The 26,436-nt window shown below is 26.7% G+C and carries 22 protein-coding genes; 4 read left to right on the top strand and 18 right to left on the bottom strand.

The genetic code is table 11. From position 1 onward, the window contains the following. Nucleotides 1-214: 214 nt before the first annotated feature. The 10 genes from ACFYH6_RS07835 to ACFYH6_RS07790 form a co-directional block, all read right to left on the bottom strand. A complete protein-coding gene (locus ACFYH6_RS07835; protein WP_416180340.1) occupies nt 215-1,306 on the bottom strand; it encodes a DUF871 domain-containing protein in 1,092 nt (363 codons plus the stop codon). Beyond that, on the bottom strand, nt 1,299-1,619 hold the full coding sequence (locus ACFYH6_RS07830) for a PTS lactose/cellobiose transporter subunit IIA (protein ID WP_316344138.1): 321 nt from the start codon (nt 1,617-1,619) through the stop codon (nt 1,299-1,301). The genes ACFYH6_RS07835 and ACFYH6_RS07830 overlap by 8 nt, the downstream gene beginning before the upstream one ends. Nucleotides 1,620-1,643: 24 nt before the next feature. Beyond that, entirely contained in the window at nt 1,644-1,952 is a 309-nt protein-coding gene (locus tag ACFYH6_RS07825) for a PTS sugar transporter subunit IIB (protein WP_316344137.1), read from the bottom strand. 197 nt (nt 1,953-2,149) lie between these two features. Continuing rightward, nucleotides 2,150-4,876, bottom strand: coding sequence for a sigma 54-interacting transcriptional regulator (locus tag ACFYH6_RS07820; protein ID WP_416180341.1), 2,727 nt, complete (start codon nt 4,874-4,876; stop codon nt 2,150-2,152). Between the two features lie 151 nt (nt 4,877-5,027). Then, nucleotides 5,028-7,463: a heavy metal translocating P-type ATPase gene (locus tag ACFYH6_RS07815; protein ID WP_416180342.1), complete on the bottom strand. Its 2,436-nt coding sequence runs from the start codon at nt 7,461-7,463 to the stop codon at nt 5,028-5,030. A gap of 264 nt (nt 7,464-7,727) precedes the next feature. Beyond that, a complete protein-coding gene (locus ACFYH6_RS07810; RefSeq protein WP_316344134.1) occupies nt 7,728-8,600 on the bottom strand; it encodes a hypothetical protein in 873 nt (290 codons plus the stop codon). Between the two features lie 266 nt (nt 8,601-8,866). Then, nucleotides 8,867-9,547, bottom strand: a complete 681-nt coding sequence (locus ACFYH6_RS07805; protein ID WP_316344133.1) for a response regulator transcription factor — start codon at nt 9,545-9,547, stop codon at nt 8,867-8,869. After that, complete coding sequence (locus ACFYH6_RS07800; RefSeq protein WP_316344132.1) at nt 9,540-10,709, bottom strand: sensor histidine kinase; 1,170 nt, start codon at nt 10,707-10,709, stop codon at nt 9,540-9,542. Before ACFYH6_RS07800 ends, ACFYH6_RS07805 begins: the two co-directional genes overlap by 8 nt. A gap of 181 nt (nt 10,710-10,890) precedes the next feature. Then, nucleotides 10,891-11,697: a cation diffusion facilitator family transporter gene (locus tag ACFYH6_RS07795; protein ID WP_316345214.1), complete on the bottom strand. Its 807-nt coding sequence runs from the start codon at nt 11,695-11,697 to the stop codon at nt 10,891-10,893. 271 nt (nt 11,698-11,968) lie between these two features. After that, on the bottom strand, nt 11,969-13,681 hold the full coding sequence (locus ACFYH6_RS07790; protein ID WP_416180343.1) for a methyl-accepting chemotaxis protein: 1,713 nt from the start codon (nt 13,679-13,681) through the stop codon (nt 11,969-11,971). 215 nt (nt 13,682-13,896) lie between these two features. Here ACFYH6_RS07790 and ACFYH6_RS07785 point away from each other — a divergent pair, with 215 nt between their 5' ends. Then, nucleotides 13,897-15,207: a VanW family protein gene (locus tag ACFYH6_RS07785; RefSeq protein WP_416180344.1), complete on the top strand. Its 1,311-nt coding sequence runs from the start codon at nt 13,897-13,899 to the stop codon at nt 15,205-15,207. Between the two features lie 39 nt (nt 15,208-15,246). On the opposite strand, the gene ACFYH6_RS07780 is transcribed toward ACFYH6_RS07785, so the two are convergent. The 5 genes from ACFYH6_RS07780 to ACFYH6_RS07760 all read right to left on the bottom strand — a co-directional run bounded on the left by ACFYH6_RS07780 (nt 15,247) and on the right by ACFYH6_RS07760 (nt 20,936). Next, nucleotides 15,247-16,452: an NAD(P)/FAD-dependent oxidoreductase gene (locus ACFYH6_RS07780; protein ID WP_316345211.1), complete on the bottom strand. Its 1,206-nt coding sequence runs from the start codon at nt 16,450-16,452 to the stop codon at nt 15,247-15,249. A 126-nt stretch (nt 16,453-16,578) separates the two neighbouring features. Then, nucleotides 16,579-18,228, bottom strand: a complete 1,650-nt coding sequence (locus ACFYH6_RS07775; RefSeq protein ID WP_416180345.1) for a hypothetical protein — start codon at nt 18,226-18,228, stop codon at nt 16,579-16,581. A gap of 2 nt (nt 18,229-18,230) precedes the next feature. Next, nucleotides 18,231-19,013, bottom strand: a complete 783-nt coding sequence (locus tag ACFYH6_RS07770) for an ABC transporter ATP-binding protein (protein ID WP_416180346.1) — start codon at nt 19,011-19,013, stop codon at nt 18,231-18,233. A 58-nt stretch (nt 19,014-19,071) separates the two neighbouring features. Then, nucleotides 19,072-20,049: an aromatic acid exporter family protein gene (locus ACFYH6_RS07765; protein WP_316342256.1), complete on the bottom strand. Its 978-nt coding sequence runs from the start codon at nt 20,047-20,049 to the stop codon at nt 19,072-19,074. 11 nt (nt 20,050-20,060) lie between these two features. Next, nucleotides 20,061-20,936: a radical SAM/SPASM domain-containing protein gene (locus tag ACFYH6_RS07760; protein WP_316342257.1), complete on the bottom strand. Its 876-nt coding sequence runs from the start codon at nt 20,934-20,936 to the stop codon at nt 20,061-20,063. Nucleotides 20,937-21,056: 120 nt separating this feature from the next. Between ACFYH6_RS07760 and ACFYH6_RS07755 the strand changes: the two genes are divergently transcribed. After that, entirely contained in the window at nt 21,057-21,602 is a 546-nt protein-coding gene (locus ACFYH6_RS07755) for a J domain-containing protein (RefSeq protein ID WP_416180347.1), read from the top strand. Between the two features lie 36 nt (nt 21,603-21,638). Here ACFYH6_RS07755 and ACFYH6_RS07750 read toward each other — a convergent pair whose 3' ends face one another. After that, nucleotides 21,639-22,052, bottom strand: coding sequence for a hypothetical protein (locus tag ACFYH6_RS07750; RefSeq protein WP_316342259.1), 414 nt, complete (start codon nt 22,050-22,052; stop codon nt 21,639-21,641). A 12-nt stretch (nt 22,053-22,064) separates the two neighbouring features. Further along, nucleotides 22,065-22,772, bottom strand: coding sequence for a putative ABC transporter permease (locus ACFYH6_RS07745; protein WP_316342260.1), 708 nt, complete (start codon nt 22,770-22,772; stop codon nt 22,065-22,067). A gap of 202 nt (nt 22,773-22,974) precedes the next feature. On the opposite strand from ACFYH6_RS07745, the gene ACFYH6_RS07740 reads away from it, so the two are divergent. Next, a complete protein-coding gene (locus tag ACFYH6_RS07740) occupies nt 22,975-23,397 on the top strand; it encodes a hypothetical protein (RefSeq protein ID WP_316342261.1) in 423 nt (140 codons plus the stop codon). Between the two features lie 424 nt (nt 23,398-23,821). Continuing rightward, nucleotides 23,822-25,318 carry a glutamate/gamma-aminobutyrate family transporter YjeM gene (gene yjeM, locus ACFYH6_RS07735; RefSeq protein WP_416180348.1) on the top strand — a complete coding sequence of 499 codons (1,497 nt, stop codon included), beginning with the start codon at nt 23,822-23,824 and terminating at the stop codon, nt 25,316-25,318. A 62-nt stretch (nt 25,319-25,380) separates the two neighbouring features. On the opposite strand, the gene ACFYH6_RS07730 is transcribed toward yjeM, so the two are convergent. Beyond that, a complete protein-coding gene (locus ACFYH6_RS07730) occupies nt 25,381-26,265 on the bottom strand; it encodes a ComEC/Rec2 family competence protein (protein ID WP_316342303.1) in 885 nt (294 codons plus the stop codon). Nucleotides 26,266-26,436: the final 171 nt, after the last annotated feature.

Here is a 26,436-nt window from a genome sequence, read left to right as displayed (position 1 = left end):
CCTTGATATATAAGGGTTTCAGAATTTGTTTTTTACACACTTATATTTTTAAAATTGTGTAATAAAATTACACAATCATTTCAAAAAAGAATTTGTGTAAAAATATTGCTTAACAATCTTTTTAAAAGCATTGAAGATGACTATTATTAATATTTCCTATAGAAAATAAAAAATTCTGGTTTTCACCAGAATTTTTAACACTAAATATTAACTATTACTCTTTAATTTTAAATGAAAACTTGCTCCATGGTTTAATGTAGTCTAATAAAAATATTTCATCATCTACAACTTTACCTACTACATTTGTTTTTCCTGTATTTTTCATATCCTTTAAAGCTAATTGTAATTCACCTGCATATCTAGTGTATAAATCTGTATCAATTAATATATCTCCTCTTTTTATATCAACCACATTATATGGTGGAAAGCTTTCTCCTTTATACTTTACCCTACTTTGAGTACTTCTTGCCATATATTCTGAAGAATCTCCTCTATTAAAATGAAATTCATCTAAGAGGATTTTTTTATCTAAATCCCTAATGTCATCAATTAGCTCAACGCTAAATTCTAACATTTCCATATTTATTTTGCTTAATGCTTTTAGTTCTTCTTCTGATGCGAAGGCATTTGCAATAATAACATCATCAATTAACCCAGTTGCAAATAAATGCTTTGCTTGTACTTCTATAGGTAAATCTCTATGCATCTCTAATGTACATAATCCCTCTGAAACTGGCCATGGGCCAAATTTTGCTGATGGAGAATTTACAAAAGCAGCTGTTCTTATGCCTAAATCCTTAAATTGCTTACTTGAAGATATAAAGTTATCATAAGATAATCCTGTATAAATATGAGGATAGAAATTATGACATCCGTATATATTATTTAAATTTGATTTATATGAAATTATATTATCAACATACTTAGTGCCATTGCTAATATTTAATTCTATTTTTAAGCCATATTCATTATAAGTCATAACTGATTCTTCATAACCACTAAACCCCATATCTAACCTTATACCTGAAAGCCCCATATCTTTAAATACTTTTAAATCAAATATTGATGCATTTAGCTTTTTGAACACTACTGGGTCTATATCTGCAATAACTTCCATATTGTTTTTATTAGCTACCTTCAATATTTCTTTAAATTCACTTAAAGTTTCTTCTATATTTTTATCTGTTGCTGATATTAAGCATGTAAATACTCTTTTAAACCCATATTTAGATGCTAAGTTAATATAGTCTTTAATTTCTTCTATAGTTGAATTATTAAGATATATTGAAATACCTAATCTATGCATTTTTGTATTCCACCTCACTTAATCTTTCATGTAAATCTATAATCTCTTCTGCTAAGTCTTTTACTACTATAGATGTCATTAAATGATCTTGAGCATGTACTAATAATAAAGATACTTCTGTCTTATTACCAGCTGCTTCTTCTTGGATTAAACTAGTTTGCGTCCCATGGGCATTCCCTAAAGTTTCCTTACACTTCTCTATTAAGTTTCTTGCTTCATCAATTTGTCCATTTTTAGCACATTGCATAGCCTCCATTGCATAACTTCTAGCTTCTCCACTAAAAATGATTAAATCCATTATAATTTTTTCCATCGGTTACACCCCTTTTTATTTCTGCTATTTGTTTATCATTGATAGTGCATGTTTTAAAACTTTTTCTCCATTCATTGTTCCATAATCAACTGTATTTATTACTTCTACAGGTATTCCCAAAGGTTCAAACTTAGTTTTCATTTTATTTAATAAAAATCTAACTTGAGGTCCTAATAATAATACATCTATTTCATTTTCATGTTTTTTTAATTCTGCTTCCCCTACAGCTTTAATACTACATTCTATTCCTTGTGCTTCTGCAGCTGATTGCATTTTTGATACTAATAATGATGTAGACATTCCAGCTGAACAAACTAATAATATTCTTTTCATTTCATTACCTCCTATTTATGTAACTAATTACACTATATTTAATAGCAATTTCCATGCCAACTTTTTATTCTATTAATCATATTAATAAAAACTCCTTAAAGCCCTGTATTTCTCTAATTATAATGGATTATTTTTTTATTTCCTGTGTGTAATAATAAATTACACACAATAATTATACTAGATTTTGACTCATATTTTTACACAGATATTTTATTATTAATTATCATCTTAACTATATGAGCTAATTCATTTTCACCAACATTGATATTATATCTTTCTTCTAGTAATTTTAAACATTGCTTAATTAGAATAAACTCCCTATTATTAGAATGTCTAAATTCATTTAACATAACAAATGGTGTCTCTTTGCCTCCTTTTTTTAATTTATCTATAAGGAAGCAAATATGAATTAATATCCCTATTTTTACATCATGAATTAATTTTATATTTAGATGTTCCTCAATTTTATATAGAGTTTCTCTTATATCAGAAACTAATTTATAAGAATCTATAGATTCAATTTGTTTTTCCATACTTTCAATTATTTTATAATATTCTTCTTCTTGCTTAATAAGATCTTCTAAATCTTCTATTCCATCTCCTGAAAGTATATCTGCTGCTGATATAAATGGAATATTAGGAAAATAAGTATTAAGTACACCTACAATAGCTAAAATATTATATTTTTTCTTTAGAGATTCAATATTCGTATAAAAATCATCCTTATCTAAAATATTTAAAGCATATATTTTTATATTATCATTGATATTGTTTTCTATTATTTCTTTAAGTCTTTGAGCTGAACCATCTCCAGTAAAACATGAAGTTACTATAATATTCTCTTTTCTCTCTATTTTTACACTTGCTCCTTGAATTCCATATTTCTTTATTCCTATGCAAGAATCATATATCTCATTTATAGATCTTCCATTTAAAGCTTTTCTCCCTGCTTCAATTACTAGTAATGTTGTAACCATATCAACAGTTTTTACATTTATATCTGTCTCATCTTTTATCATATCAGCAAAATTTGTTAATGACCCCATATCTACCAATAACATAACACCTTTACCATTATTAAGACTCTTAATTTTCTCAAGTGCAATTTTATACATATCTTCAGCCTTCATACTAAGAGGCATATCTAACGCTTTCACATAATCTTCACCAATTAATGAATTTGCAACCTCTACCATGGATGATGCTGTTGAATGTCCATGCATTATTACTAAAACTCCAACTTTCTCTTCTTTTCCATTATCTTTTTTGTATGGATTACTTGCTAGGAACATTGTGATATATCCAATTTCATCTAATGGAACTTCAATTCCAAATTTTTTATCTATTATACTTGCAACTTCCATAGAAACTATAAACTCTCTAGCATATTCACCTCTTATAAAATTCAATTTAGGATGGAAAATTTTAATTCCCTTTTTAATTCTCTCAATGCTTCCTTGAATATGAAGTGCTAATCCGAAATATACCTTTTCATCATAATCTCTATTTAGTTTTTTAGAAGCATATAATAATATTTCTTCAACAACATCTACTATGTCTACATCTACAATCTTAGAAATTTCTTCTTTTCTATACTTTTCTGGCAAATCCATAATGTATTTTCTAAAGTATTTTTCTATATCTATATTTAAAATTTCATCAATTTCTTTTTCTTCTATTCCATCACTTTTTAATTCTTCTATCTTTTGTTCTATCCTATCATAGAACATTACCCCTTCTTTAATTTCCTCTAAGCCCGCTTCATCTTCTAATATGTTTATCTTGTTTCTATTTGAAAATTTAAGAACATCTCCCATATTGCTTAGTATTTCATCTACTTCATCTCTATGATTTTGAAGCTTCATAAGTCCAATTTTGACTCTTTGAGGTAAGTCCTCTTGTTCTAAAAATATATAGTCCTTATTTTTAGCTTTATACCTTAAAAATGCCCTAGCACAAGACAATTGAATATCACTTTTTAATTGCCCTATATTATTAGGACAGTCATACAAAAGGAATGATGTTAAGGAACTTTTATTTATATAAATACTTTTTTGAACTCTTTGTGATTCATTTTCTATAAAATCTCTTAATAAATAATACCTTTCCTTAATTGTTTTTTCTTTTAAGGCTGGTAATGTAATTACCATGGGTATTCTCCTTGTAAAGGTTTTTAATAAAAATGATTTTGGATCTTCTGTAGTTGCTGCTATAATTTGTACTTCTGCATTCACTACTTTTTCTGTATCTCCTAAGGTTCTAAAATATCCCTTATCTATATATGTAAATAACATTTCTTGACCTTGAGGAGATAGTCTATGAATTTCATCTAAAAACAATATTCCACCATCAGCTTTTTTAAGTAATCCTTCTCTATCAGAATCCGCTCCTGTATAAGCACCTTTTTTAACTCCAAAAATTTGTGCCATAACTAATTGTGGATTATCTGCATAATCTGCACAATTAAATCTTATAAAGGGAGCTGTTTCATTAATAACCCTTGTCTCAATTGCAAAATTATACATAGCTTCTGCAAACATTGATTTACCTACTCCTGTTTCACCTAATATTAAAGTGTGTAAGCCTCTTGGAGGATATAATATTGCAGCTTTTGCTTGCTGAATTGGCATTTTCAGGCTATATTTTGAACCTACCAATGTATCAAGAGTATTTCTCTTTATCTCTTTTTGCTTTCTATAATTATCTGATTGTTTATTTTTTTTATTCTTATCTACACAACTATACTTAACAGGATGTCCTTCACTTTTATTAACCATACCATCTTTAAATAATTGATTTAGATATCTGCTTACATTAGCTCTGTCTAAGTTCATAAAGCTACTAAGTTCACCTGCAGTTACTCCTTCATTTTTTTCTAATTCTAATTCCTTTAAAGCACCATGAACCTCTTTTATTTTACTCATAGTATCCTCCTTATCCAATGTAAACTTATTCATTTATACATTTTAACATATATTATTTCTTAATACATCAATAAGATTTTTATAAATAAAAAATAAGGGCTGCCTAAGCAGCCTATAATTATTTTAAATGTGAAATTAAGAAATAATAATTTTAAATATTTGCTTTGAAATTTCTAAGTCTTAAAGCATTTAATAGCACTGAAACTGAACTTAAACTCATAGCTCCTGCTGCTATCATAGGGTTTAATAATGGCCCTCCAAATATATGAAGAACTCCCATTGCAACTGGTATGCCTAATACATTATAAGCAAATGCCCAGAATAAATTTTGTTTAATATTTCTTATAGTTGCTCTACTTAATTGTATTGCTTTTATTACATCTAATAAATCACTTCTCATAAGAACTATATCTGCAGATTCCATTGCAACATCAGTTCCTGAACCAATTGCTATTCCAACATCAGCTTGAACTAAAGCAGGTGCATCATTAATTCCATCACCAACCATTGCAACTTTTTTATGTTCAGATTGTAATTTTTTAACTTCATTTGCTTTATCTTCTGGCAATACTTCTGCTAATACTATATCTATACCTACTTCTTTTGCAATTGCTTTTGCTGTTTTTTCATTGTCTCCAGTTATCATAGCTACCTTAATTCCCATATTATGAATAGCTTCAATTGCTTTTTTACTATTTTCTTTAACGGTATCTGCAACAGCTACTATACCTTTTATTTCATTTCCGATAGATAAGAACATAGGAGTTTTACCTTCTTCTGCTAATTCATTAGATTTATTTTGTAAATCTCCTAACTCTATTTTTCTTTCAGACATTAATTTTTTATTTCCTAATAAAACAACTCTATTATCTATTGTTACTTCAATTCCTTGACCAGGGATAGCTCTAAAATCTTGTATTTCCTTAAGCTTAAGATTTTTTTCTTCTGCTGCTCTTACTATTGCTTCTCCTAATGGATGTTCAGATCCCTTTTCTGCACTAGCTGCTAAAGCTAAAATATCTGATTCACTTATATCTTTAGTTATAATATTAGTTACTTTTGGTTTTCCTTCTGTTATAGTACCAGTTTTATCAAATACTATAGTTTGAACTTTATAAGCAGTTTCTAATGCTTCTCCGCCTTTTATAAGGACTCCATTTTCAGCACCTTTCCCTGTTCCCACCATAATAGCTGTAGGTGTTGCAAGTCCTAAAGCACATGGGCATGCTATAACTAAAACAGCAATAAATATTGTTAGTGAAAATACTGCTGATTCACCTGCAAAATACCATCCTAAGGCTCCTATTATAGCTAATGCTATTACAGTTGGTACAAAATATGCTGATATTACATCTGCAAGCTTTGCAATTGGTGCTTTAGTTCCTTGAGCATCTTCAACTAATTTAATTATTTGGGCAAGTGCTGTATCATCCCCAACTTTAGTTGCTTTATATTTTATAAATCCTGTTTTATTAATACTTGCTCCAATTACTTTACTTCCAACAGTCTTTTCTACTGGAATACTTTCTCCAGTAAGCATAGATTCATCTATTGAAGTATTTCCTTCTACAACTTCTCCGTCAACAGGAAGCTTTTCACCTGGTTTAACAATTACAATATCAAATACTTTTACTTCTTCAATTGGAATAGTAAGTTCTTTTCCATCTCTAATTATATTTGCAGTTTTAGGTGCCAATCCCATAAGCTTCTTAATGGCATCTGAAGTTTTACCCTTTGATACCGCTTCTAAATACTTACCTAAAGTTATTAGTGTAAGTATTACAGCTGCTGATTCAAAGTATAAATGCATTGCATATTCATGGTCTCCAATATTTATTTTATATATAGCAAACAACCCATAAATAAATGCTGCTGATGTTCCTATTGCAATTAAAGAATCCATATTAGGACTTAGCTTAAATAAGTTTTTAAAGCCTACAATATAGAACTTATAACCAATTATCATAACTGGTAAAGTTAATATAAGTTGCACTATTGCAAAGTTAAGTGGATTCATCATTGGGTCTATAATATGTGGTAGATGCAGCCCCATCATATGGCCCATTGATATTATTAATAAAGGAACTGTAAAGATAATAGATAAAATAAATCTATACCAAAGTTTTTTATAAGCAGGAATTTTCTTTATAGAACTTTCTTTCTTTTCTTCTACAATTAGACTATAGCCTGCTTTTTCAACTATATTCTTTAACTCATTTACAGATATTTTATTTTCATCAAAGGCTATATTTAATTTTTCTGTAGCAAAGTTTACTGATGAGCTTTCTACACCACTTGCTTTCTTAGTTACTCTTTCAACTCTATTTGCACAAGCAGAACAAGTCATACCTTCAACTTTGAAACTATAACTTTTGATATTTTTTTCAACTCCATATCCTGCTTTTTCTATTGCACTTTCAATATGAGAACTATTTGTTTTATCATTATCATATTTAACGTTTAAAGTTTCTGTAGCAAAATTTACATTTGCACTATCTACTCCATCAAGTTTACCCACAACTTTTTCAACTCTATTTGCACAAGCTGAACAGGTCATACCTGTTATCTTAACTTTTTCTTCCTTCATAATACTGCCTCCCTTTACCCACCCCATGGGGGTGTCTTATAGTATAATTATATTACTATTATTACCTTTGTCAATAATAATTCCCATTAAATCATTATTGATATTATTTAACTTCCTGCGCTTTCATATACACTAATTACCTTTAACAATATATTATAAGATACTATTATTTATATTAAACTAACTATAATAGGTAAAAGAATTCTTATTGAAATTTAATTTTTCTAAAAGAAAAAGCTACCTAAAAATAGGTAGCTAATTTTATTATTTAACTGAATCTATAACATCTTGTACAGCTTTTACATAAGTTCCAACTTTAATTGAAACTCCTGATACTGCATCAGTATTTCCATCATCATTAATTAATTTTACTTTTGAAAGATCGAAATTATTATCAACTATGAACTTTTGTAATAAATCCATTTGTTCATGCCAATGCTTAGCTTCGCCTTCCTTCATTACGTATTTACCTTCTTCAGATGCTTTTCTCTTCATAGATCCATCTTCTTGCTTAACATCTATATTTACTGCAATTGCTTTTCCATGATTAAACACAACTTTAGTAACTACCATGTCCTTCTTTTTACCAGTTGGATCATAAGGGCTTTCAACTATTTTTGCTCCAGTAAATCCAGTTTCTAAATCTTTTCCTTCTTTAGTTGCGTCTATAACGTCTTGTATAGCTTTTACATAAGCTCCAACTTTAATTGAAACTCCTGATACAGCATCTGTATTTCCATCATCATTAGTTAATTTCACCTTAGATACATCAACTTTATTTTCATTTAAGAAAGCTTCTAACAACTCCATTTGTTCTCCCCAGTTTTTAGCTTCGCCTTCCTTCATTACATAGTTGCCTTTTTTAGCTTCTTCCTTTTTCATTGTTCCATTTTCTTGACGAACGTCTACGGAAACATTTACAGCTTCCCCATCTTTAAACTCAACATTTGTTACGATGACATCCCCTTTTTTCCCTGTTTCATCATAAAGCTTTTCATAAGTTTTAGTACCAGTAAATTTTTGACTTTGCTCAACATTTGATCCATTAGTACTTGTACCTTTTTCTTCTTTGCCTCCACAACCTACTAATAAAGCTGTTGATAATAAGCAAATAGCAATTAATTTTTTTGATTGCATATAATCTCCCCCTAATAATTAAAATCAAGGTAATTGTATACTTAAATTGAACATTTTTCAATAACTTTGTTAATAAAATATCTATCCCCTTATGATAATTTGATTATTTTATATGCAACTTTGTATTAATATATAATTATAATCAAGTTTTTATTAATACTTTTTCTTAAATCCCTTATTTTATTTACTAATATACCATTTTTTTACTTTAAAGTTTTTAATATTCATAACATTATATTACGTAATAAAAAACCTTATAAAATTCTTCACTTAATCTTATTTTTATAAAAATCATCAATATTATTCCTAATTGCGTATATAGTTGCTTGAACTCTATCTTCAACGCCAATTTTTTTAAACATACTTGTTATATAATTTTTTATAGTTTTCTCAGATAAAAATAGTTTGTCTGCTATTTCTTTATTCTTTAATCCTCTTGAAATTTCAAATAGAATGCTTAGTTCTCTATCTGTTAATAAGTTTAAAGCTTCATTTTTCTTATTTTCAGATGAGCCACCGTACTTAAAATCACTAAACATAACTTTTATTAAAGCTTTATCTATGTATTTATCTCCCAAATAAACGGTTCTTATAGCTGTAACAACTTCAATACCAGCAGATTCCTTTAATATATATGCATCTGCTCCTATATCTATTGCTTCCATTATAGTATTTTTATCATTTTCTACTGTTAGCATTACTACCTTTATGTCTTTGTATAATTTTTTTAAAGCCCTTAAAGTATCTAATCCATTTTTTAATGGCATATTTATATCTAAAAGTACTACATCAGGAATATTATTCTTTATATTTTTAATAAGTTCTTCTCCATTACTATATTGTCCAATCATTACTAAATCATCTTCAAAGCTAATTATTCTATTAAGTCCTTCTCTTATTAAATCATGATCATCTACTACAATAACATTAATTTTACTCTTACTCATCTTTTTTTACCTTTCTATTAATTGGAAGTTTTATTTTATATGCAGTTCCTTCATTAGGTGAAGATTTTATTTCTATTCTCCCTCCTAAAGACTTCACTCTTTCATATATTCCTAATAATCCATAACAATTTCCTTTTACTTTAGTATTTAATAAAGTTTCTTTTACATTAAACCCTATTCCATTATCTTGTACAAATATTGATATATAGTCTTCTATATAATTAATTCTTAAATCTACTATTTGGGCTTTAGAATGTTTTTTTACATTATTTAATATTTCTTGAATTATTCTGTATGCTGCTATTTGAATTATTTTATCAACTTCAATATGTAACTCTTCAATAAATGAATTAATTTCAATATTATTTTCCGTAGAAACTCTATTTAAATTTTCTTTTATAGCTTCAGTTAATCCTCTTTCTTCTAATGATAATGGTCTTAAATCATAAATAATTCCTCTTACTTCCTTTAAGGCCATTTTTACATTTCCCTTAACATCATCAAGCTCTTTTATCCCTTTTTCTAAATCTTTTTTTACTACAACCTTACAAAAATCTATTCTCATCATAGCATTTGCTATATATTGAGCAGGTCCGTCATGTATTTCTCTTGCTATTCTTCTTCTTTCTATTTCTTGATTTTCTAATAATTTTATTTCATTTATCATTTTAGAATTTTCATCATCTTCCTTTATTTCATCTAGTATATTTCCTTCAAGATAACCTAATGCAATGTTAATTTGATTTACTGCACTTTCTGCCTCTTCTATACTTGAATGATAACCCTTTAATGATCTTTCTAATGCATCTCTTCTTAAAATAAGTTCTTTTTCCTCATTTTGTTTAGTAATATACTTTACTCTTACTTCTAATGCTTCCTCATAAACATTGCCAAAACCTTCTTGAGTTGAGTTTATAATATTTTTAGATACTTCTACCAACCTAACTCTCATAGATTTATCTAACTTTTCTAAAGAGTCTACTTCTTCTATTACTTTATAAAGCTTAGTTTTTACTTCCATTAATTCAGATTTTTTTACTTCAAGTTCATCTCTCATTCTATCCGAGATATTAAAAATTTTACTTTTTCCTAAATTAATTTCTTCAATTACATCATTAACTATCTCTTTAATATTATTATCGGAATATTTTGTTTGTGCCATAGTTCCTCCATTCCATTTTATTCAAAAAATATTAATCCCTATAAAAGTATCATAATTTTCTATAATAGTAAAATTTTTATTATACAAAAAAAATGTACTTTATATTAAATATTATATAATATTTAATATAAAGTACATATTATTACTAATTATAATTACATATTTATTTTTATTAATAATTTTAAATTGCCCATTTTCTATTTTTAGTGAAGGATATACTTAACCATTTTTTTAAATCAAAATGATTTGTATTTTTATCAATAATTTCTCTAATCTTATCCATATCCTCTATTGATTTTATTTTAGATTCATTGGAAATTATAAAATCTATTTCAATTATAAGTTCTCTTCCAATCTTTACTACCCTAGATATTGAATCTTCTAATTTATATTCCTTTTCTATATCCTTTACTACCCTTAATATATCATAGTTTATTTCTTCATTGGCAGTTGAATAGATAAGTTCCTTAAAAGCAGCAATAATAGCTGTTATTGGCATCCTTAAAAATATTACAGATGATAATATTACCATTCCTGGATCCACATATATTGATATTCTACTTAATCCCATATACTTAAGTAATACTGAAAGTAAAAATCCTATTAAAACACCTACACTTAGCATAGCATCCATAAACCATTGATTACTTTCTACCTTTACTATTTCTGAATTAAGATTTTTAGATGTTCTTTTCATATAAAAATATATTAAAGTGCATCCAATAGAAGATATTAAAGCATAACCTAAAGCAAATCCTTCTTCTACATTATTCCCACCATTAAAAATTTGCTTAATGGCTGAAAGCATAGTTATTGAACACATTATTAACAAAACTAATGACTTAAGTATTACTATTATTGGTTCTAAGTTACATTTTCCAAAGGGATATTTATTAATATCAGTTTTATTAATAAAATTAGTAGCTATAATTGCAAATAATGCTAGGCCTAAACTTATTAATGAATACAAACCATCAAATTGAATCATTTCAGATTTTATCGCTCATCCCCAAGCAATACCTAATATAGCGAAGAACAATCCTCCACAAGCTGAAAATTTAAGCATTTTGTTTTCCGCTTCCATAATATCACTCCTTTAACACATAATCTCTTATTTATATTTTATACATCTTAACTATTATCCTCAACTCATTAATATAAGCAAATAATTCTATTAATGTGGGAATCTCAATTTTTATTTTTTAATAAAAAAGCATAAAAGTACATTATTATAAATATACTTTTATGCTTAGACTCTTTTACATTACAGTGAATTTTTTAATTTCTTCATTCATTTCATTAGTATTATTACTTAATTCTTCACCAACTTCAGCAATTCCTTGTGCCATTATGCTTAATTCTTCTGAGAAATTCTTAATTTCTTCAGATGAATGAGATATTTCATCTAATAACTGGCTAGATTTTTCTATAGATTTAAAAATAATTTCCTTTTCTCCTAGGACTTTATCCATTTCATCGTTAACATAAATTATTTTAGGAAATAATTCTACTATTCTATTAACTATTTCTTTAAAAGATATTATGGATGTATCTATAACTTGAAATTGATTAGATAGTTTACTATTAACTATTAACGATAAATCTTTAACATCATTTCCTTCAGATATTACACTTCCTAAAAGTTTATTTATATCTAATGATGAATTCTTAACTTCCTCTGCTAGTTTTCTAATTTCATTTGCTACTACAGCAAAACCTTTTCCACTTTCCCCTACTCTAGCTGCTTCAATTGCTGCGTTTAGGGCTAAAAGATTAGTTTGATCTGCTATGGAATCTATAAATGTAGTTATGTCCTTTATTCTTCCAAGTGAATGATGTAACCCTTCAAGCTTTTCATTCATATTAAAGGAGGATTCTTCTATACCACTCTTAGAAGCTTGGAGTTCTATTAGTGATTTATTATTAGTATCAAGTTGTTTATTCACTGATACTAATAAAGTATTTATTTCAGTTATTGATAATTTTACTTCTTCGATTAATTTACCAAACCCATCTAATAAACCATTAATTCTCTTTGTATCTTCATTTTGAATAAAAATATTAGAATCTATTTCTTGTATTGTTGCAGTTACTTCTTCTGATGAAGCTGCCATTTCCTTGCTTGAATTAGATAAAGCATCTATGTTACTAATTTCTTTTTCAGAAGAAAGCATTATTTTATTTATCATTACAGAAATTTTATCTTGTAAGGTATTTATATAATTTGCAATTAAATTAATTTCATCACTACCTTCAATAATAATTCTGTTAGTTAAATCTCCATTTGATATATTAACTAAACTATTAATAACCTTTTTAACTTTTTTATTGATTGATTTAGAAATAAATAAGGACATAATGGTATACATTAAAATTAGAAATATAGATAATATTCCAAGCTGAAGTAAAATTGTATTTTTTATATTAATAATATTTGTAACATCACTTTCTATTTCTAATATTGCTCTTACTTCATTATTTGATGACTTTATTGGATAATAAGCCTTAATACTTGTCTTCTTTTTATTAGTTACTTGATGAGAGACAACCTCTCCATTAAAGGCTTTATTTAGTTCATTAGTTAATTTTATTTTTTTTCCAAAACTAAGAAGATTGTTTTCTGTATCAATTAAAATTTCACCTTCTCCACTACTATCCTTAATTAATATTGCAGAATAGTTCACATCTTCATTACTTTTTCCATTTACTAAATCACTTTTTAGCTTCTTATAATCATAGCTTCCAGTAGTTTTATTTTTTAGCACCTCTTCTATATCAGAAGTTGATATAGATCCCTTTACATTTTTCCCCATTACTAAAATATCTTTTTCTATAGAATTTAATATATTTCTAAACATTAAAATGTTTATAGATAGTAATATAATCATAGCTATAATAGTAACTATGATAGTGGTGCTAAGTATTTTTCTTCCTATACTTTTCGACTTAATTTTATTAACTTTTCTTCTCATAATTGCCCCCTGTATGTATATAAAAGTAATATATTCTATTATTGTAAACATTTTGAAAGTTTTTGTAAATAAATATATATTTATTTTGCATATTTATCCGAATATTTTTTAAAATTAATTGAAATTTTTGCCATTATTTGTTGAAATAATTATTCTTTAGAGTTAAACTATATATGTATGTATAAAACAATAATTTAAGAAGAAAGTTGGTACTTATGGATAATAATAATCTTAACACAAACATGCCAAAGGAAGTGGTAGAAGGTAAAAAAAGTACAATTTTCAAATCAAAGGGTTTTAAGATTACAATTGTAACATTATTAATCTTACTTATTGGCATAGGCTATTGGTTATTTAGGAATATTAGTTTAATTAATAGTTATAGTGATAAAGTTTACCCAGGAGCCTATATACTAAGTAAAGATTTATCTGGATTAAATAGTGAAGATTTACATAATACTCTTGTTTCTTTACTAAATGATATAAGTAATAAAGAAGTATCTGTAACAGCAAATGAACAAAAGTTTAATATTTCTTATAAGGATTTAGAAGCTAATATAAATTATATTGAATTAGAAGAAGAAATCTTAAGCTTTGGAAAAAATGAAGGATTTTTTAATAAAATCAACCTAATCAAAAAACCTACTAATAGAGAATATGAATTCGAAGTTTTATTTAACGAAGAAAATTTAACTAATTTTGTAGCTAACATATCAAGTGCAGTAGATGTATCTCCTACTGATGCCTCTATTAATATTGCTGGAGGAATTAATATTACCAATGATACAACAGGACTTAAATTAAACTCATCACAACTACTTGATACAATTAAAAATCAAATTAAAAATATGAAAGCCCCAAATATTATAGAGGTTACTGGAAATGTTGATGTAGTAGAAGCAAATATTAAAGCTAGTGATTTAGCAACAGTTAATAGCAAAATTTCTTCTTTCTCAACTCGTTATTCAGTTGGTCCAAGTGGGACAAATCTTCAAATTGCAGCAAAAAACATTGATAATAGTATAGTTATGCCAGGTGAAACCTTCTCTACTGAAAAGGCTATTGGTCCAACCACTATAGAAAATGGTTTTGTTGAAGCTAACACTTATGTTGGTGGAGAAGTAGTTCCTGGAGTAGGGGGTGGCGTTTGCCAAGTTGCTTCTACTCTTTATAACACTATGTTAAGATCTGGCATAATACCTACTGAAAGACTTAATCATATGATGAAGGTTTCTTATGTTCCTATAGGACTTGATGCTACTTTAGCTGATAACCTTATAGATTTAAAATTCGTCAATGATTTTGATTTTCCAATAGTAATAAATTCTTATGCTAGTAATGGAACCTTAACTATAGAATTTTGGTCTAATAATAGCGTTAAAGATGGTATTACTTATGAACCAGTATCTGTTCCTTTAGGGCCATTAAGTGCAGATACATACCTATATGGTTATAATGCTAATGGGGAATTAGTAGTTAATAAATACTTAGATAGAAGTACCTATCAGCCACTTCCAAATAATTAAAAAAAAGATAATTTGCGTAATGCAAATTATCTTTTTTTATTAATTTCCTAACATTCCAGCTAAATATCCAGTAGAAAATGCCATTTGTAGATTAAAACCACCTGTTTCTGCATCTATGTCTATTACTTCTCCTGCAAAAAATAAATTTTTAATTTTTTTAGATTCCATAGTAGAGGAATTAATTTCTTTTACACTAACTCCTCCACTAGTAACCATAGCAGCTTTTATAGTAATAGTATCTTCTACTGTTAATTTCATTTCTTTTATATATTCTATTAACTTTAATTCATCTTCCTTTTTTAATTCTGCTACTTTAACTTCAGTTAAATTTAATATGTTTAGTATTTCCTTAATAAAATTTTGAGGTAAATATTCTTTTAAATTATTTAATATACTTTTATTACTACCTCTTATTATTTTTGACAGCTCCTCTTTGGATATGTCTGGTAAAAAATCAATTTTTATGTCAACCTCTCCGTCCTTTAACAACTTATTTATATAAGAAGAAAATTTAAGTACTCCTGGTCCTGATATTCCAAAATGTGTGAATATCATATCTCCTTGTCTTTGAATCTTTTTCTTTTTAATAGTAGTACTTATTACTACTTCTTTCATTGCTACCCCTTGAAGATTTTTAACAAATCCATCTTTAGTAACTAAAGGTATTAAGGCTGGATAAAAATTATTAATAGTATGACCATGATTTTTAAGTATTTCAAACATACTTCCATCAGATCCTGTTGTAGGATGACTCTTTCCACCTGTTGTAATTATTACCTTATCAGCTAATATTTCTTTTCCTTCTTCAGTTACTATTCCTTTAATAGTATCATCATTAATTATTAAGTCTTTAACTTTAGTATTATAATAAATTCTTACATCATTTTTCATAAGATCTCTTTTAAAAATATCAATTACTTCATCTGCTTTATCACTTTTCGTAAATACCTTTTGGTCATACTCAACCTTATACTCTAATCCCTTACTTGAAAAGTACTCTAAAAGATCTCTATTAGTAAATGTATAAAGGGCACTATATAAAAATTTCTTATTAGTAACAATTTTATCAAAAAACTCTTCTATATCTCTATTATTAGTAATATTACATCTTCCACCACCAGTAAGCTTTAACTTCTTACCTATTTCATCATTTCTTTCAATTAAAATAACCTCATTATTTTTAGAAGCTGAAAGTGCAGCCATAATTCCTGCTGGACCAGCTCCAATAACTATAACCTTTGACATATGTATCTCCTTAATTTATCTATATTCTTTGACATCTATTATATACTAAAAATAAAAAGTGTGAAATATAATATTAATTTTAGTATTTTTGTAAATACAATAAACAATATATTTCACACAATATTTTTAACTCTTTAACTTAATCTTAGAAATATTAAATGCAAAATTCCAAAGTATTAAATCTATTATAATTAAAATAATTAAGTATATAAAATTTAATAAAAGAATTTTACTAATTGCAAAATGGATTAAAAGCAATATTATAGAACAGCCTAAAGATGTAAATAATGTTAATAAACCTTCACCACTATTGGTAGCTTCAAATTTTTGTGAAAATGGAAATACCTTTTTTAAAACTGTAAAATTAATTATTATTAATAATATAAAGCTTAAAAATGAAATAATCAAATGTACAATTACTCCAGGTCCAAAGATTACAATAAATATTATAGATAAAATTATATAAGGTCCAAGCATTAACTTATATAAAGCTGCTTTAATTACGCCCTTAAATATGCTTGAAATCTTCATAATTGGTGCAACCTCATATATCCATGCCCCTAAATACTTTTCAGAATATCTAAGCATTATTAAAATATTAGGAATAACTATTGCAAAGGCATAGATAGATAAGTAAAATCTTGAATTCCTTATACTTTCAAATATCCCACCTATACTATTTCTCTCTATTGATGGTAAAATAAATATTAATGGAAATACTATTCCTAAAGCTAAATTTGGATAAATCTTAAGTTTAAATTCTCTTTCTGAATTCATAATACCAATAGAAAAATTAAAGAAGGCTCTTTCAGTATTATCTTTACAAAATAAATTATTAATCTTTATTAAAAGCTTATTCTTTTCTTTTATTTTATCTTCATTATTATTTAACTTTTGAAGATTATTTTCAAAAGAAGGTATTAATTTTATATAAATAATTATAGATACTATTGGAATAGCTATAGCTAGTACACACATTATTATCTTTATTAAAGTTATCCCTTCTCCTGAAATAATAGAAAGTGGAGCTGAAAACCACATAGGTGGTATTAATAAATGCCATATTTTTTCTTTATAAGTAATATTAGATACATCTATAACTCCAAAAAGTCTAGGAACTATTTGATAAAGTACTACCATAGCTATACTTAAAACAATTTGTACATAATTAATCATATCCTTAAGTTTTTCACCATCAAAAAACTTTAAAACAAATAAATACACCAATGCTGTTATAATTATCATAAATATATCTAACAATATAATTTCTAATATAAAGATTAAAGAATATAATCCCCCATATTTAAAGGATATTATAAAGGAAACACCCACTAAAGCTAGAGTTAAGTAAATCATATAAATAACCACATGAGTTATTTTGGCAGCGTTGATAGTCTTATTATCAACTCCTTTAGTAAATAGTATATTTTTATCTCTTACATCTAAAATTACATATGAAAAGTCAGAAATAAAAATAGTTAAAACCATAAACATAATTGCTGAAAAATAAATTGTCATCAAATACATTTTATTAACATCAAATATTAGCATAAGTCCTATAAATATTCCAAAAAAAGCATACATTATTAAAGCCTTATAAAATTGATTTGAATCTTCTTTATTTTTTCTATTATCATTAAAAACTGTTGCCTTTCTTCTACCATCCATAGTTAATTTTGTATTTAATATTAACCTAAATACATCATAATCTACACCAGCTTTTTTATATAGTCCTGATAACTTATCTATAACTTTTAAGACTCTAAACTCTTTCATGGCTATACCTCTTTAACTACTGAAATAAAACTTTCAGCAAGTTCTTTATACTCATGAAACCCAGTAACTTCATTAAATATATTTTCAAGAGAACTTTCTTTATAACTATTTTTCAATTCTTCAAAATTTCCATCAGCAACAATTTCACCATTATTAATTAAAATAATTCTATCACTTATTTTTTCTACTATCTCCATTATATGAGATGAATAAAATATAGTTTTTCCTTCCTTAGCAAGGTATGCTAATATTTCTTTTATAATCATTACACTATTGGCATCTAGTCCACTTAAAGGCTCATCTAAAAATAAAACTTCTGGATTATGAATCAAACTAGCTATAAGAATAAGCTTTTGCTTCATTCCTTTAGAATAAGAAGAAATTCTTTTCCCATAAGAATCTAATATTCCTAGTATATCCATTAATTTTTTTGCTTTTTCGTCAGCCCTACTATATTCAATTCCATAAAGTTGTCCAACAAAAGTTAAGTACTCTTTTCCAGTTAAACTATCATATATTTCTGGGACTTCTGGAACATATCCTATTCTTTTCTTGTAGCTTTCATTGCCTTTTGATATTTCTTCTCCAAAGACCTTAATTTCTCCTGTATAACCTTTAAGTAAGCCAAGTATTAATTTTACAGTTGTACTTTTTCCTGCTCCATTAGGTCCTATATATCCTATAATACTTCCCTTACTAACTTTTAAGTTAATACCCTTTAAAACTTCTTTATCTCCAAAGCTTTTCCTTAGATCAACTAATTCTAATACCATATTATTATCCATTTTATCACCTCTTATATAATTTTACCTAATTTTTACTTAAATGTAAATTTGTAAAATATCATTGTTTTTTACTATCTTGTAAATTATATCTGAGTATAAAATTCCTTTTCATTATTAATAAGTCTTCCATATCATTTAAAAATTGTAATAATTGAGCTCTATTTTCAAACTCTTCTCTAGTTTTAGGAAGTGCCATTTCCTTAAAGCCTAACTTTAATAAGTTTAATTCTTCTAAAAGTTCCTTACAATCATTTCTATCTTTAATTTGCTCTGAAACATTTTTTGTAAACTTTGATATCATGTGAGTTTGCTCAAAGGACATATAAAATTTTTCGAAATGTGATCTTAATTTTTTTATAATCTCAAATTGATTTTTCCTCATATTCATATAATCAACATAATAATAATTTGCTTCTGAAAAATTATTATTATAAATTTTATATGCTCTATCTAAACTTTCATTTAATCTATTTTCTATATCTCTAATAAGAATTTCCTCATCCCTATCTACTGTATAAGTTAATAAGGACTTAGACATTTTACTTAATATGATTTTATAACTTTTTTCTATATACTCTTTGTCTTTTTCAAATTCTTGATTTAATGAAGGCATATATAAATTTGCAATTGATGCTATTCCAACTCCTATTATCATTATTAGAAGCTCATTTACTATTAAATATAAAGATATTTCATCAGTTACTAATATATGAGTAGACAATACTACCGCTGGTACCATACCTTCAGATATATTAATTTTTGATGTAAAAGGAATAAATATAATAAGAAACAAAGCAAAAGTTATAGGATTTTGACCTATATATTTATATATTATAACTGATAAAAAAATTGCTACAGTGCAAGCTATAATTCTATTTTTGCCTACAATTAATGCTTTTTTCCTAGTATCTTGAATACTTAAAATAGCTATAACAGCAGCAACAGTTGAAAATTGCAAATTTAATTCATTGGCTATAGCTAAAGCTATAGTAGCTGATACAGTCATTTTAAAAGCTAAATTATATATATATTTCAAATAACTCCCCCCTATTTAAACTTTCTTTTTGCATACCCACATCTTTTACAAAGCTCCTCTACTGCTTTTCTTTGTGAAAATCCATCATATATATTTATAGCTCTTTTTGAATTAATAATATCTTCTAATTCCTCTTTAAATATGTTTCCTAAAGGTATTTTCCCTTCACTATCTAAACAACAAGGCACTACTGTCCCATCTAATAAAATTCCTATTTGATCTCTTAATCCATGACAAAATACTTCCTCACTAATTAGTGAAATAGTAGAATCTGGCCAGCTAAATTTTTCCGCCATATTTAAATATACTCTTTCTTTTAACTTAATACCTCTTTTATCTAATAATGCATCTTTTATTGAAAAATTTATTTTCAACTTATCTTCTATTAATTTCAGTATCTCTAAATTCAAATTATTATTTGCTTTTAACTCTTCAGTATCTATATTCCATAGTCTAAGGGAGCATATAATTTCAGTTTTTTCATTTGCCTCTTCAATAAATTGCAAAATATTATTTAAATAATCATAAAAATTAATATTGTTTTGATTTGCTTCAAAGCTATGAAGAGAAATATTTATTTGTCTAACTGAATTAGAATTAATTAATACATCTTTAACATTACTTATTAATGTTCCATTACTAGTTATATTAACATTTATATTTGCTTCCTTTGCAATTTGAAGAAAGTTTTCTAAATTCTTGTTTAAAAATGGTTCTCCCATTAAGTGTAGATAAATATGATTTGTATAACCTTTAACTTTATTTATTATTTCTTCAAAGGCATCAGTATCCATAAATCCTAATTCCCTACTAGTCTTAGGGCAAAAATTACAACTTAAATTACATATGTTAGTTGTTTCTATATATATTTTTTTAAATCTTGTCATAGGTAATCTCCTCTTTTCTTTTATAGAATTAATTTATCATATTATTGTTATTCTTCCAATATATTAAGTAATATGAGATAAATATTAAATGAAATAATATGTAAAGGATGTGAACTTAATTTGGATCCATACAAAGTTTTAGGGGTTTCTCCAAACGCTTCTGAAGATGAAATTAAAAGAGCTTATAAGAACATATTAGAAGAATATGCCTTAGGAAACTCAACAATAGATTCTAGGCCCTTAGCTGAAGGTGTTATAAAGGATGCTAATATGGCTTACGATGTTTTAGTTAATGGAAATTTGTATAAAGAAATAAGATCCTATATTGATAATAACAATATTACTATTGCTGAAAGTAAGTTAAACTTATTAGATTTAAAAAATTCTGCAGAATGGAATTATTTAATGGGATTTGTTTATTTTAAAAAAGGTTGGTTTGATATTGGAGTTCAACACATATTAAAATCTACTGAACTTGATCCTACAAATGAAGAGTACTCAACTACTTTAAAAACTATAAGAAATAGATCAAATGAAATCATTAATTATTACAAACAAAATAATAACCAAAATCCTATGCCAAATAATAATCAAGCTCCTCCACAAAATAATATGAATATGTGTGGTGGCGGTAATATGGGTGGCGGTGGTGGCGGTCTCTGCTAAATAAAAGGAGCTGCAAAAGCAGCTCCAAATATATATTTACTCTAGCTGAGTTATTAGTCTTCTCATTACATCCTTTAATTTTCCTTCGCCTATTTCTTCATTAACTCCTGCTATTATTACTCTTATATCATTATCAGATAAGTCCCATTTATATGCTTTTACATCTATAATAGAATCCTCTGGTAATAATTCTTCCATATCTGTAGCTAATTCTTCGCTTAAGCTCATGTATTCATCAAATAACTCATCTTCACTTAAGTCATTTATATCATAATCATCACTAATTATTTCATTTAAAATATCAATTGAAATACTTAAATTATAGGCAAAGGTATCTTCTCTTTTAGTTCCTTTGCTCATATCCTTTATAACCTTAAATTCAGAATTTTTTTCTATTTCATTTTTTATTTCTTCAGTATCAACTACTTTTCTTCCAAAAGCTATATACATATTTACCTCCAATTAAAATTTAATATTATTATCTATAGATTCCTTAATTACCAATTTAAGTCTATTAAATTCTTCTTTATATCTTTTATGCTCTAATTGAGGGAAAGCCTCAATAAGTCTTTTAAGCCTTTTAAGCTTCTTAAAGTTAAATTCCTTCTTATTAAATTCTTTCTTAAGTTGTTCTAAAATATTCATATTCTTAAGGGTTATATTTAAATTAACTACTTCACTAACAGTTAAAGTAAGATCTACTACAAATATTAATATTAATATATAGGATGTTATTATAATAGTAATATTTGAGAACCTACTTATAAAGGTTGAAATTAAAGGATGAATAAATTCCATTAATGCTAGAGATAATATTGAAAATAAAGTTGAATTTAATAAGCAAACTCTTCCCTTAATATTAAATTTTCTATTAGAATAATTCCAAAGTCTTGTATGAAATACAGATTCTAATAATATAGCTGCTAAAAATTCTATTATTGAAGCTATAACTCCACCAAATATGAATACTACTAATGGAGATGTAATATTTAATCTCATCATTATATAAATTACAAATACTGCCCCAAAACCATATACAGGGCAAACTGGTCCCTTTAAAAACCCTCTATTAATAAATTTTTTAGCTGGAATAGAACAATAAATAACTTCACAAATCCAGCCTAAGAAACTATAAATACTAAAATATAAAAACCAAGATAAAACCCACATAAAGCTCCCCCCAATAATTAATCTTAAACTACTTATTCAATAAAATTTTAGATATCATAATCATGTACTCTTTATGTATATTATTAATCCTGTCATCCATACTTTTATGTAAAGCACTTTATAAAAAAGTAAAAATTACATAATTGATAGCCTTATCTCTTTGTACTATAATATATCTATCATAATATATAGAGGTGTTAACATGAAATTTTTACAAGGAATATATGGTATTGACTTATTATCACTAATTTTATTACTAGTAGCTTCACTATTTAATCTTTCAAGATATACAAGCTTTATAGGCATGGCTTTAGTAATAATATCTTTATTAAGAATATTTTCAAGGAATCTTAATAAAAGACGAGCTGAAAATAATTCCCTAATTAACCTCCTTAATAAGCCTTTATCTAAGGTAGGTTTAAGAATTCCATATAATAGTCAACCAATTGATTTTACTAGTTTTTCTTACTTATATCAAGTAATTAAGAATAAAATTAATGAAAAGAAAAATTATAAAATCACAAAATGTCCACAGTGTGGTCAAAAACTAAGACTACCAAGAAAAAAAGGTAAAATAGTAGTAACTTGCAAACGTTGCTTACATAAATTTGATTTCAGAACTTAATATACATTGTGACTACAAATTTAGAATGTAAAATGTAGCATGTAGAATTAATGATGTAATTTGTTTTAAATTACTAAAAATATATTTATTTCAGAAACTCCTTAAGGAGTTTCTTCTTTAATTCTTCATTTTTCATTCTTAATTCTTCATTTCTATTAAGGTATATCTATTCCTCTTGAAGCTACATATATTTCAAACCATTGATCTCCAATAACATTGAACGATTCTAGAAAACTCTAACTTATCTCTTAACTTAACAGTATTCATATTTATTCCTCCTATTTTCATCAGTAAATAAGTTAATTATAGCATATCCATATATACATATTAACCTATGAAATATTAAAAATGGGTAAACTTTCCTTAATATATTTAACCATTTTTGAAGAAAATAAACTATATTTAATAAAGGAGGTTTAAATAAATGTCTAATAGCAATAAAGATAAACTCACCTTATCAGCTCTTATATTAATGATATTTACATCTGTATATGGCTTTAATAATATTCCAAGGGCATTTTATTTAATGGGCTATTCCGCAATTCCTTGGTACATATTTTCAGCGATATTTTTCTTTATTCCATATGCTTTTATGATGGCAGAATACGGAGCTGCTTTTAGAAAAGAAACTGGTGGAATATATACATGGATGGATAAATCTATTGGATCTAAATATGCCTTTGTAGGAACCTTTATGTGGTATAGTTCCTATTTAATATGGATGGTTAGTGTATCTTCTTCTATTTGGGTTCCATTTTCAAATTTACTATTTGGAAAAGATGCAACTTCAACTTGGTCCATATTTGGACTAAATGCACCACGAACTTTAGGTATATTAGGTTCCATTTTCGTAATTTTAATTACCTACATTTCATCAAAGGGATTAAATGGTATTGCAAAAGTTGCTTCTATTGGTGGAATCTTTGTTACTAGTGCTAACCTAGTCTTATTAATAGGCGGCTTAATAGTTTTAGTAGCAAATAACTTTAAGTTAGCTCAGCCCATAAATTCAACTGCTTTTATGATATCCCCTAATCCCTCTTACCAGTCCCCTCTTGGCATACTAGGATTCTTAGTTTTTGCCTTATTTGCATATGGTGGACTAGAAGTGGTTGGAGGATTAGTGGATTCTACAAAAAATCCAGAAACAACATTCCCTAAAGGAATTAAAATTGCAGCTATAGTTATAGCAATAGGTTATTCCCTAGCTATCCTATTTGAAGGATTCTTTATTAATTGGAATCAAGTATTAAATGGTGAAGAAGTTAATATGGCAAATGTATCTTATATTGTGATCAAGAATCTAGGAATTGAAATTGGAAAGGCACTTAATCTTTCTCAAAATTCCATAAACTTCTTAGGATCTTTATTTGCAAGATATATTGGTCTTGCAATGTTCTTAGCCTTATTAGGTGCTTTTTTTACATTAGCATTCTCTCCACTTAAACAATTACTTGAAGGAACCCCATCTAGAATTTGGCCTAAAGCTTGGACTAAAAAAGATGAAAATAATATGCATAAAAATGCTATGTGGGTTCAATGTTCAATTGTAGTAGTTATTATACTTATATCTTCATTTGGTGGTAAAAGTGCTAGTGTATTTCTAAATTACCTGGTATTAATGGGAAATGTTGCAATGACTATACCATACATGTTCTTATCCTTTGCTTTCATTAATTTTAAAAAGAAAAAAGATATTGAAAAACCATTTGAAATATATAAGAGCATAGCTTTTGCTAATGCAGCTTCCATAATAGTTACTTTAACTGTCGGCTTTGCAAATATATTTACAATTTTGCAACCGGCATTAGAGAATAAGGATTATACATCCACAATATTTCAAATTGCAGGACCAATTGTTTTTGGTACTATTGCACTCGTTTTATATTCTTCTTATGAAAAAAAGACTTCTAATAAATAACAAAAAAAATAGGAAGATAATCACAATTACTATCTTCCTATTATATTCATATATACATTAAATTATTTTTGTGTATTAATATTTATAGTATCTCCATCAGATGTAATTGTGATTTGTCCTTGCTTATCAGTTCTATATGCTTCAATTCCCATATTTTTAATAATATCTAAAATTTCTCTATGTGGATGTCCATATGAATTATCAACTCCACAGCTAATTATTCCATACTGTGGTGAAATTGCCTCTATAAATTCCTTTGTAGAAGATGTACTAGATCCATGATGACCAAACTTAATAACATCTGCCTTTAATTCATTTGAATAATTTTTTACAACTTCTGCTTCTACAGCTTTTTCTGCATCTCCTGTAAATATAAATGATTTATTACCATAAGTTAATTTCATAATAGGTGAATAATCATTAAGATTATCATAAGTGTCCTTATTAGGAGAATAAGCAATAAATTTAGCACCTTCTCCTATATCAATACTAGTTCCTTCTTTAATTACCTTTGCTTTAAGTCCCTCATTACTTACTGCCTTCATCATGTTCTCAAAGGTTTTTGTTGTAGTTGTTGCCTTAGGCATATAAAAGCTTTTTACATCATACTTTTCAAATACTTTTGTCATTCCTCCAATATGATCTTCATGAGGATGTGTTGCTATAACAATTTCAAAATCATCTATATTTTTTTCCTCTAACTGCTTCATTAGCTTGTCAGAATCACTTCTTGGACCTGCATCTATAAGTATATCTAAATCATTAACTCTTATATAAGCTGCATCACCTTGTCCAACATCTAAATAAGAAATTTCTATATTCCCCTTAGTATTTCCTAAGTTATTTTCTACAATATCTTTGCCAAAGAAAGCTGAAAATATTGCAATAATGGCAAATACAATAATAGTTATTAACTGTGCTTTCTTATTACCCTTATGCTTTTTCATAGTTTTCTCAAAAGCATTTTTTAAATCCTTCTCTTTTGCCAAAATTCTTTCCTCCTAATATATTTAAATCATAATTATTATATGTACTAATTCTTAAAATGTCAAAAGGCACTGCATTGTGTCCTGCAGTGCCCCATAGTCATAGTCAAATAAAAATAAATAACTTGCGAC

It is taken from the genome of Clostridium sp. HCS.1 (assembly GCF_047900555.1).
Lineage (GTDB): Bacteria > Bacillota > Clostridia > Clostridiales > Clostridiaceae > Clostridium.
The sequence above is the reverse complement of the archived record's forward strand: the minus strand, read 5'-3'. Positions and strand labels throughout refer to the sequence as shown.

Coding starts and splice junctions, on each gene's coding strand:
- ACFYH6_RS07770 (WP_416180346.1), bottom strand. CDS start 19,013: ATGGATAATAATATGGTATTAGAATTAGTTGATCTAAGGAAAAGCTTT.
- ACFYH6_RS07795 (WP_316345214.1), bottom strand. CDS start 11,697: ATGATTCAATTTGATGGTTTGTATTCATTAATAAGTTTAGGCCTAGCA.
- ACFYH6_RS07750 (WP_316342259.1), bottom strand. CDS start 22,052: ATGTATATAGCTTTTGGAAGAAAAGTAGTTGATACTGAAGAAATAAAA.
- ACFYH6_RS07780 (WP_316345211.1), bottom strand. CDS start 16,452: ATGTCAAAGGTTATAGTTATTGGAGCTGGTCCAGCAGGAATTATGGCT.
- ACFYH6_RS07825 (WP_316344137.1), bottom strand. CDS start 1,952: ATGAAAAGAATATTATTAGTTTGTTCAGCTGGAATGTCTACATCATTA.
- ACFYH6_RS07745 (WP_316342260.1), bottom strand. CDS start 22,772: ATGTGGGTTTTATCTTGGTTTTTATATTTTAGTATTTATAGTTTCTTA.
- ACFYH6_RS07760 (WP_316342257.1), bottom strand. CDS start 20,936: ATGACAAGATTTAAAAAAATATATATAGAAACAACTAACATATGTAAT.
- ACFYH6_RS07790 (WP_416180343.1), bottom strand. CDS start 13,681: ATGAGAAGAAAAGTTAATAAAATTAAGTCGAAAAGTATAGGAAGAAAA.
- ACFYH6_RS07730 (WP_316342303.1), bottom strand. CDS start 26,265: ATGAAAAAGCATAAGGGTAATAAGAAAGCACAGTTAATAACTATTATT.
- ACFYH6_RS07810 (WP_316344134.1), bottom strand. CDS start 8,600: ATGCAATCAAAAAAATTAATTGCTATTTGCTTATTATCAACAGCTTTA.
- yjeM (WP_416180348.1), top strand. CDS start 23,822: ATGTCTAATAGCAATAAAGATAAACTCACCTTATCAGCTCTTATATTA.
- ACFYH6_RS07815 (WP_416180342.1), bottom strand. CDS start 7,463: ATGAAGGAAGAAAAAGTTAAGATAACAGGTATGACCTGTTCAGCTTGT.
- ACFYH6_RS07835 (WP_416180340.1), bottom strand. CDS start 1,306: ATGCATAGATTAGGTATTTCAATATATCTTAATAATTCAACTATAGAA.
- ACFYH6_RS07800 (WP_316344132.1), bottom strand. CDS start 10,709: ATGGCACAAACAAAATATTCCGATAATAATATTAAAGAGATAGTTAAT.
- ACFYH6_RS07830 (WP_316344138.1), bottom strand. CDS start 1,619: ATGGAAAAAATTATAATGGATTTAATCATTTTTAGTGGAGAAGCTAGA.
- ACFYH6_RS07820 (WP_416180341.1), bottom strand. CDS start 4,876: ATGAGTAAAATAAAAGAGGTTCATGGTGCTTTAAAGGAATTAGAATTA.
- ACFYH6_RS07740 (WP_316342261.1), top strand. CDS start 22,975: ATGAAATTTTTACAAGGAATATATGGTATTGACTTATTATCACTAATT.
- ACFYH6_RS07775 (WP_416180345.1), bottom strand. CDS start 18,228: ATGAAAGAGTTTAGAGTCTTAAAAGTTATAGATAAGTTATCAGGACTA.
- ACFYH6_RS07785 (WP_416180344.1), top strand. CDS start 13,897: ATGGATAATAATAATCTTAACACAAACATGCCAAAGGAAGTGGTAGAA.
- ACFYH6_RS07805 (WP_316344133.1), bottom strand. CDS start 9,547: ATGAGTAAGAGTAAAATTAATGTTATTGTAGTAGATGATCATGATTTA.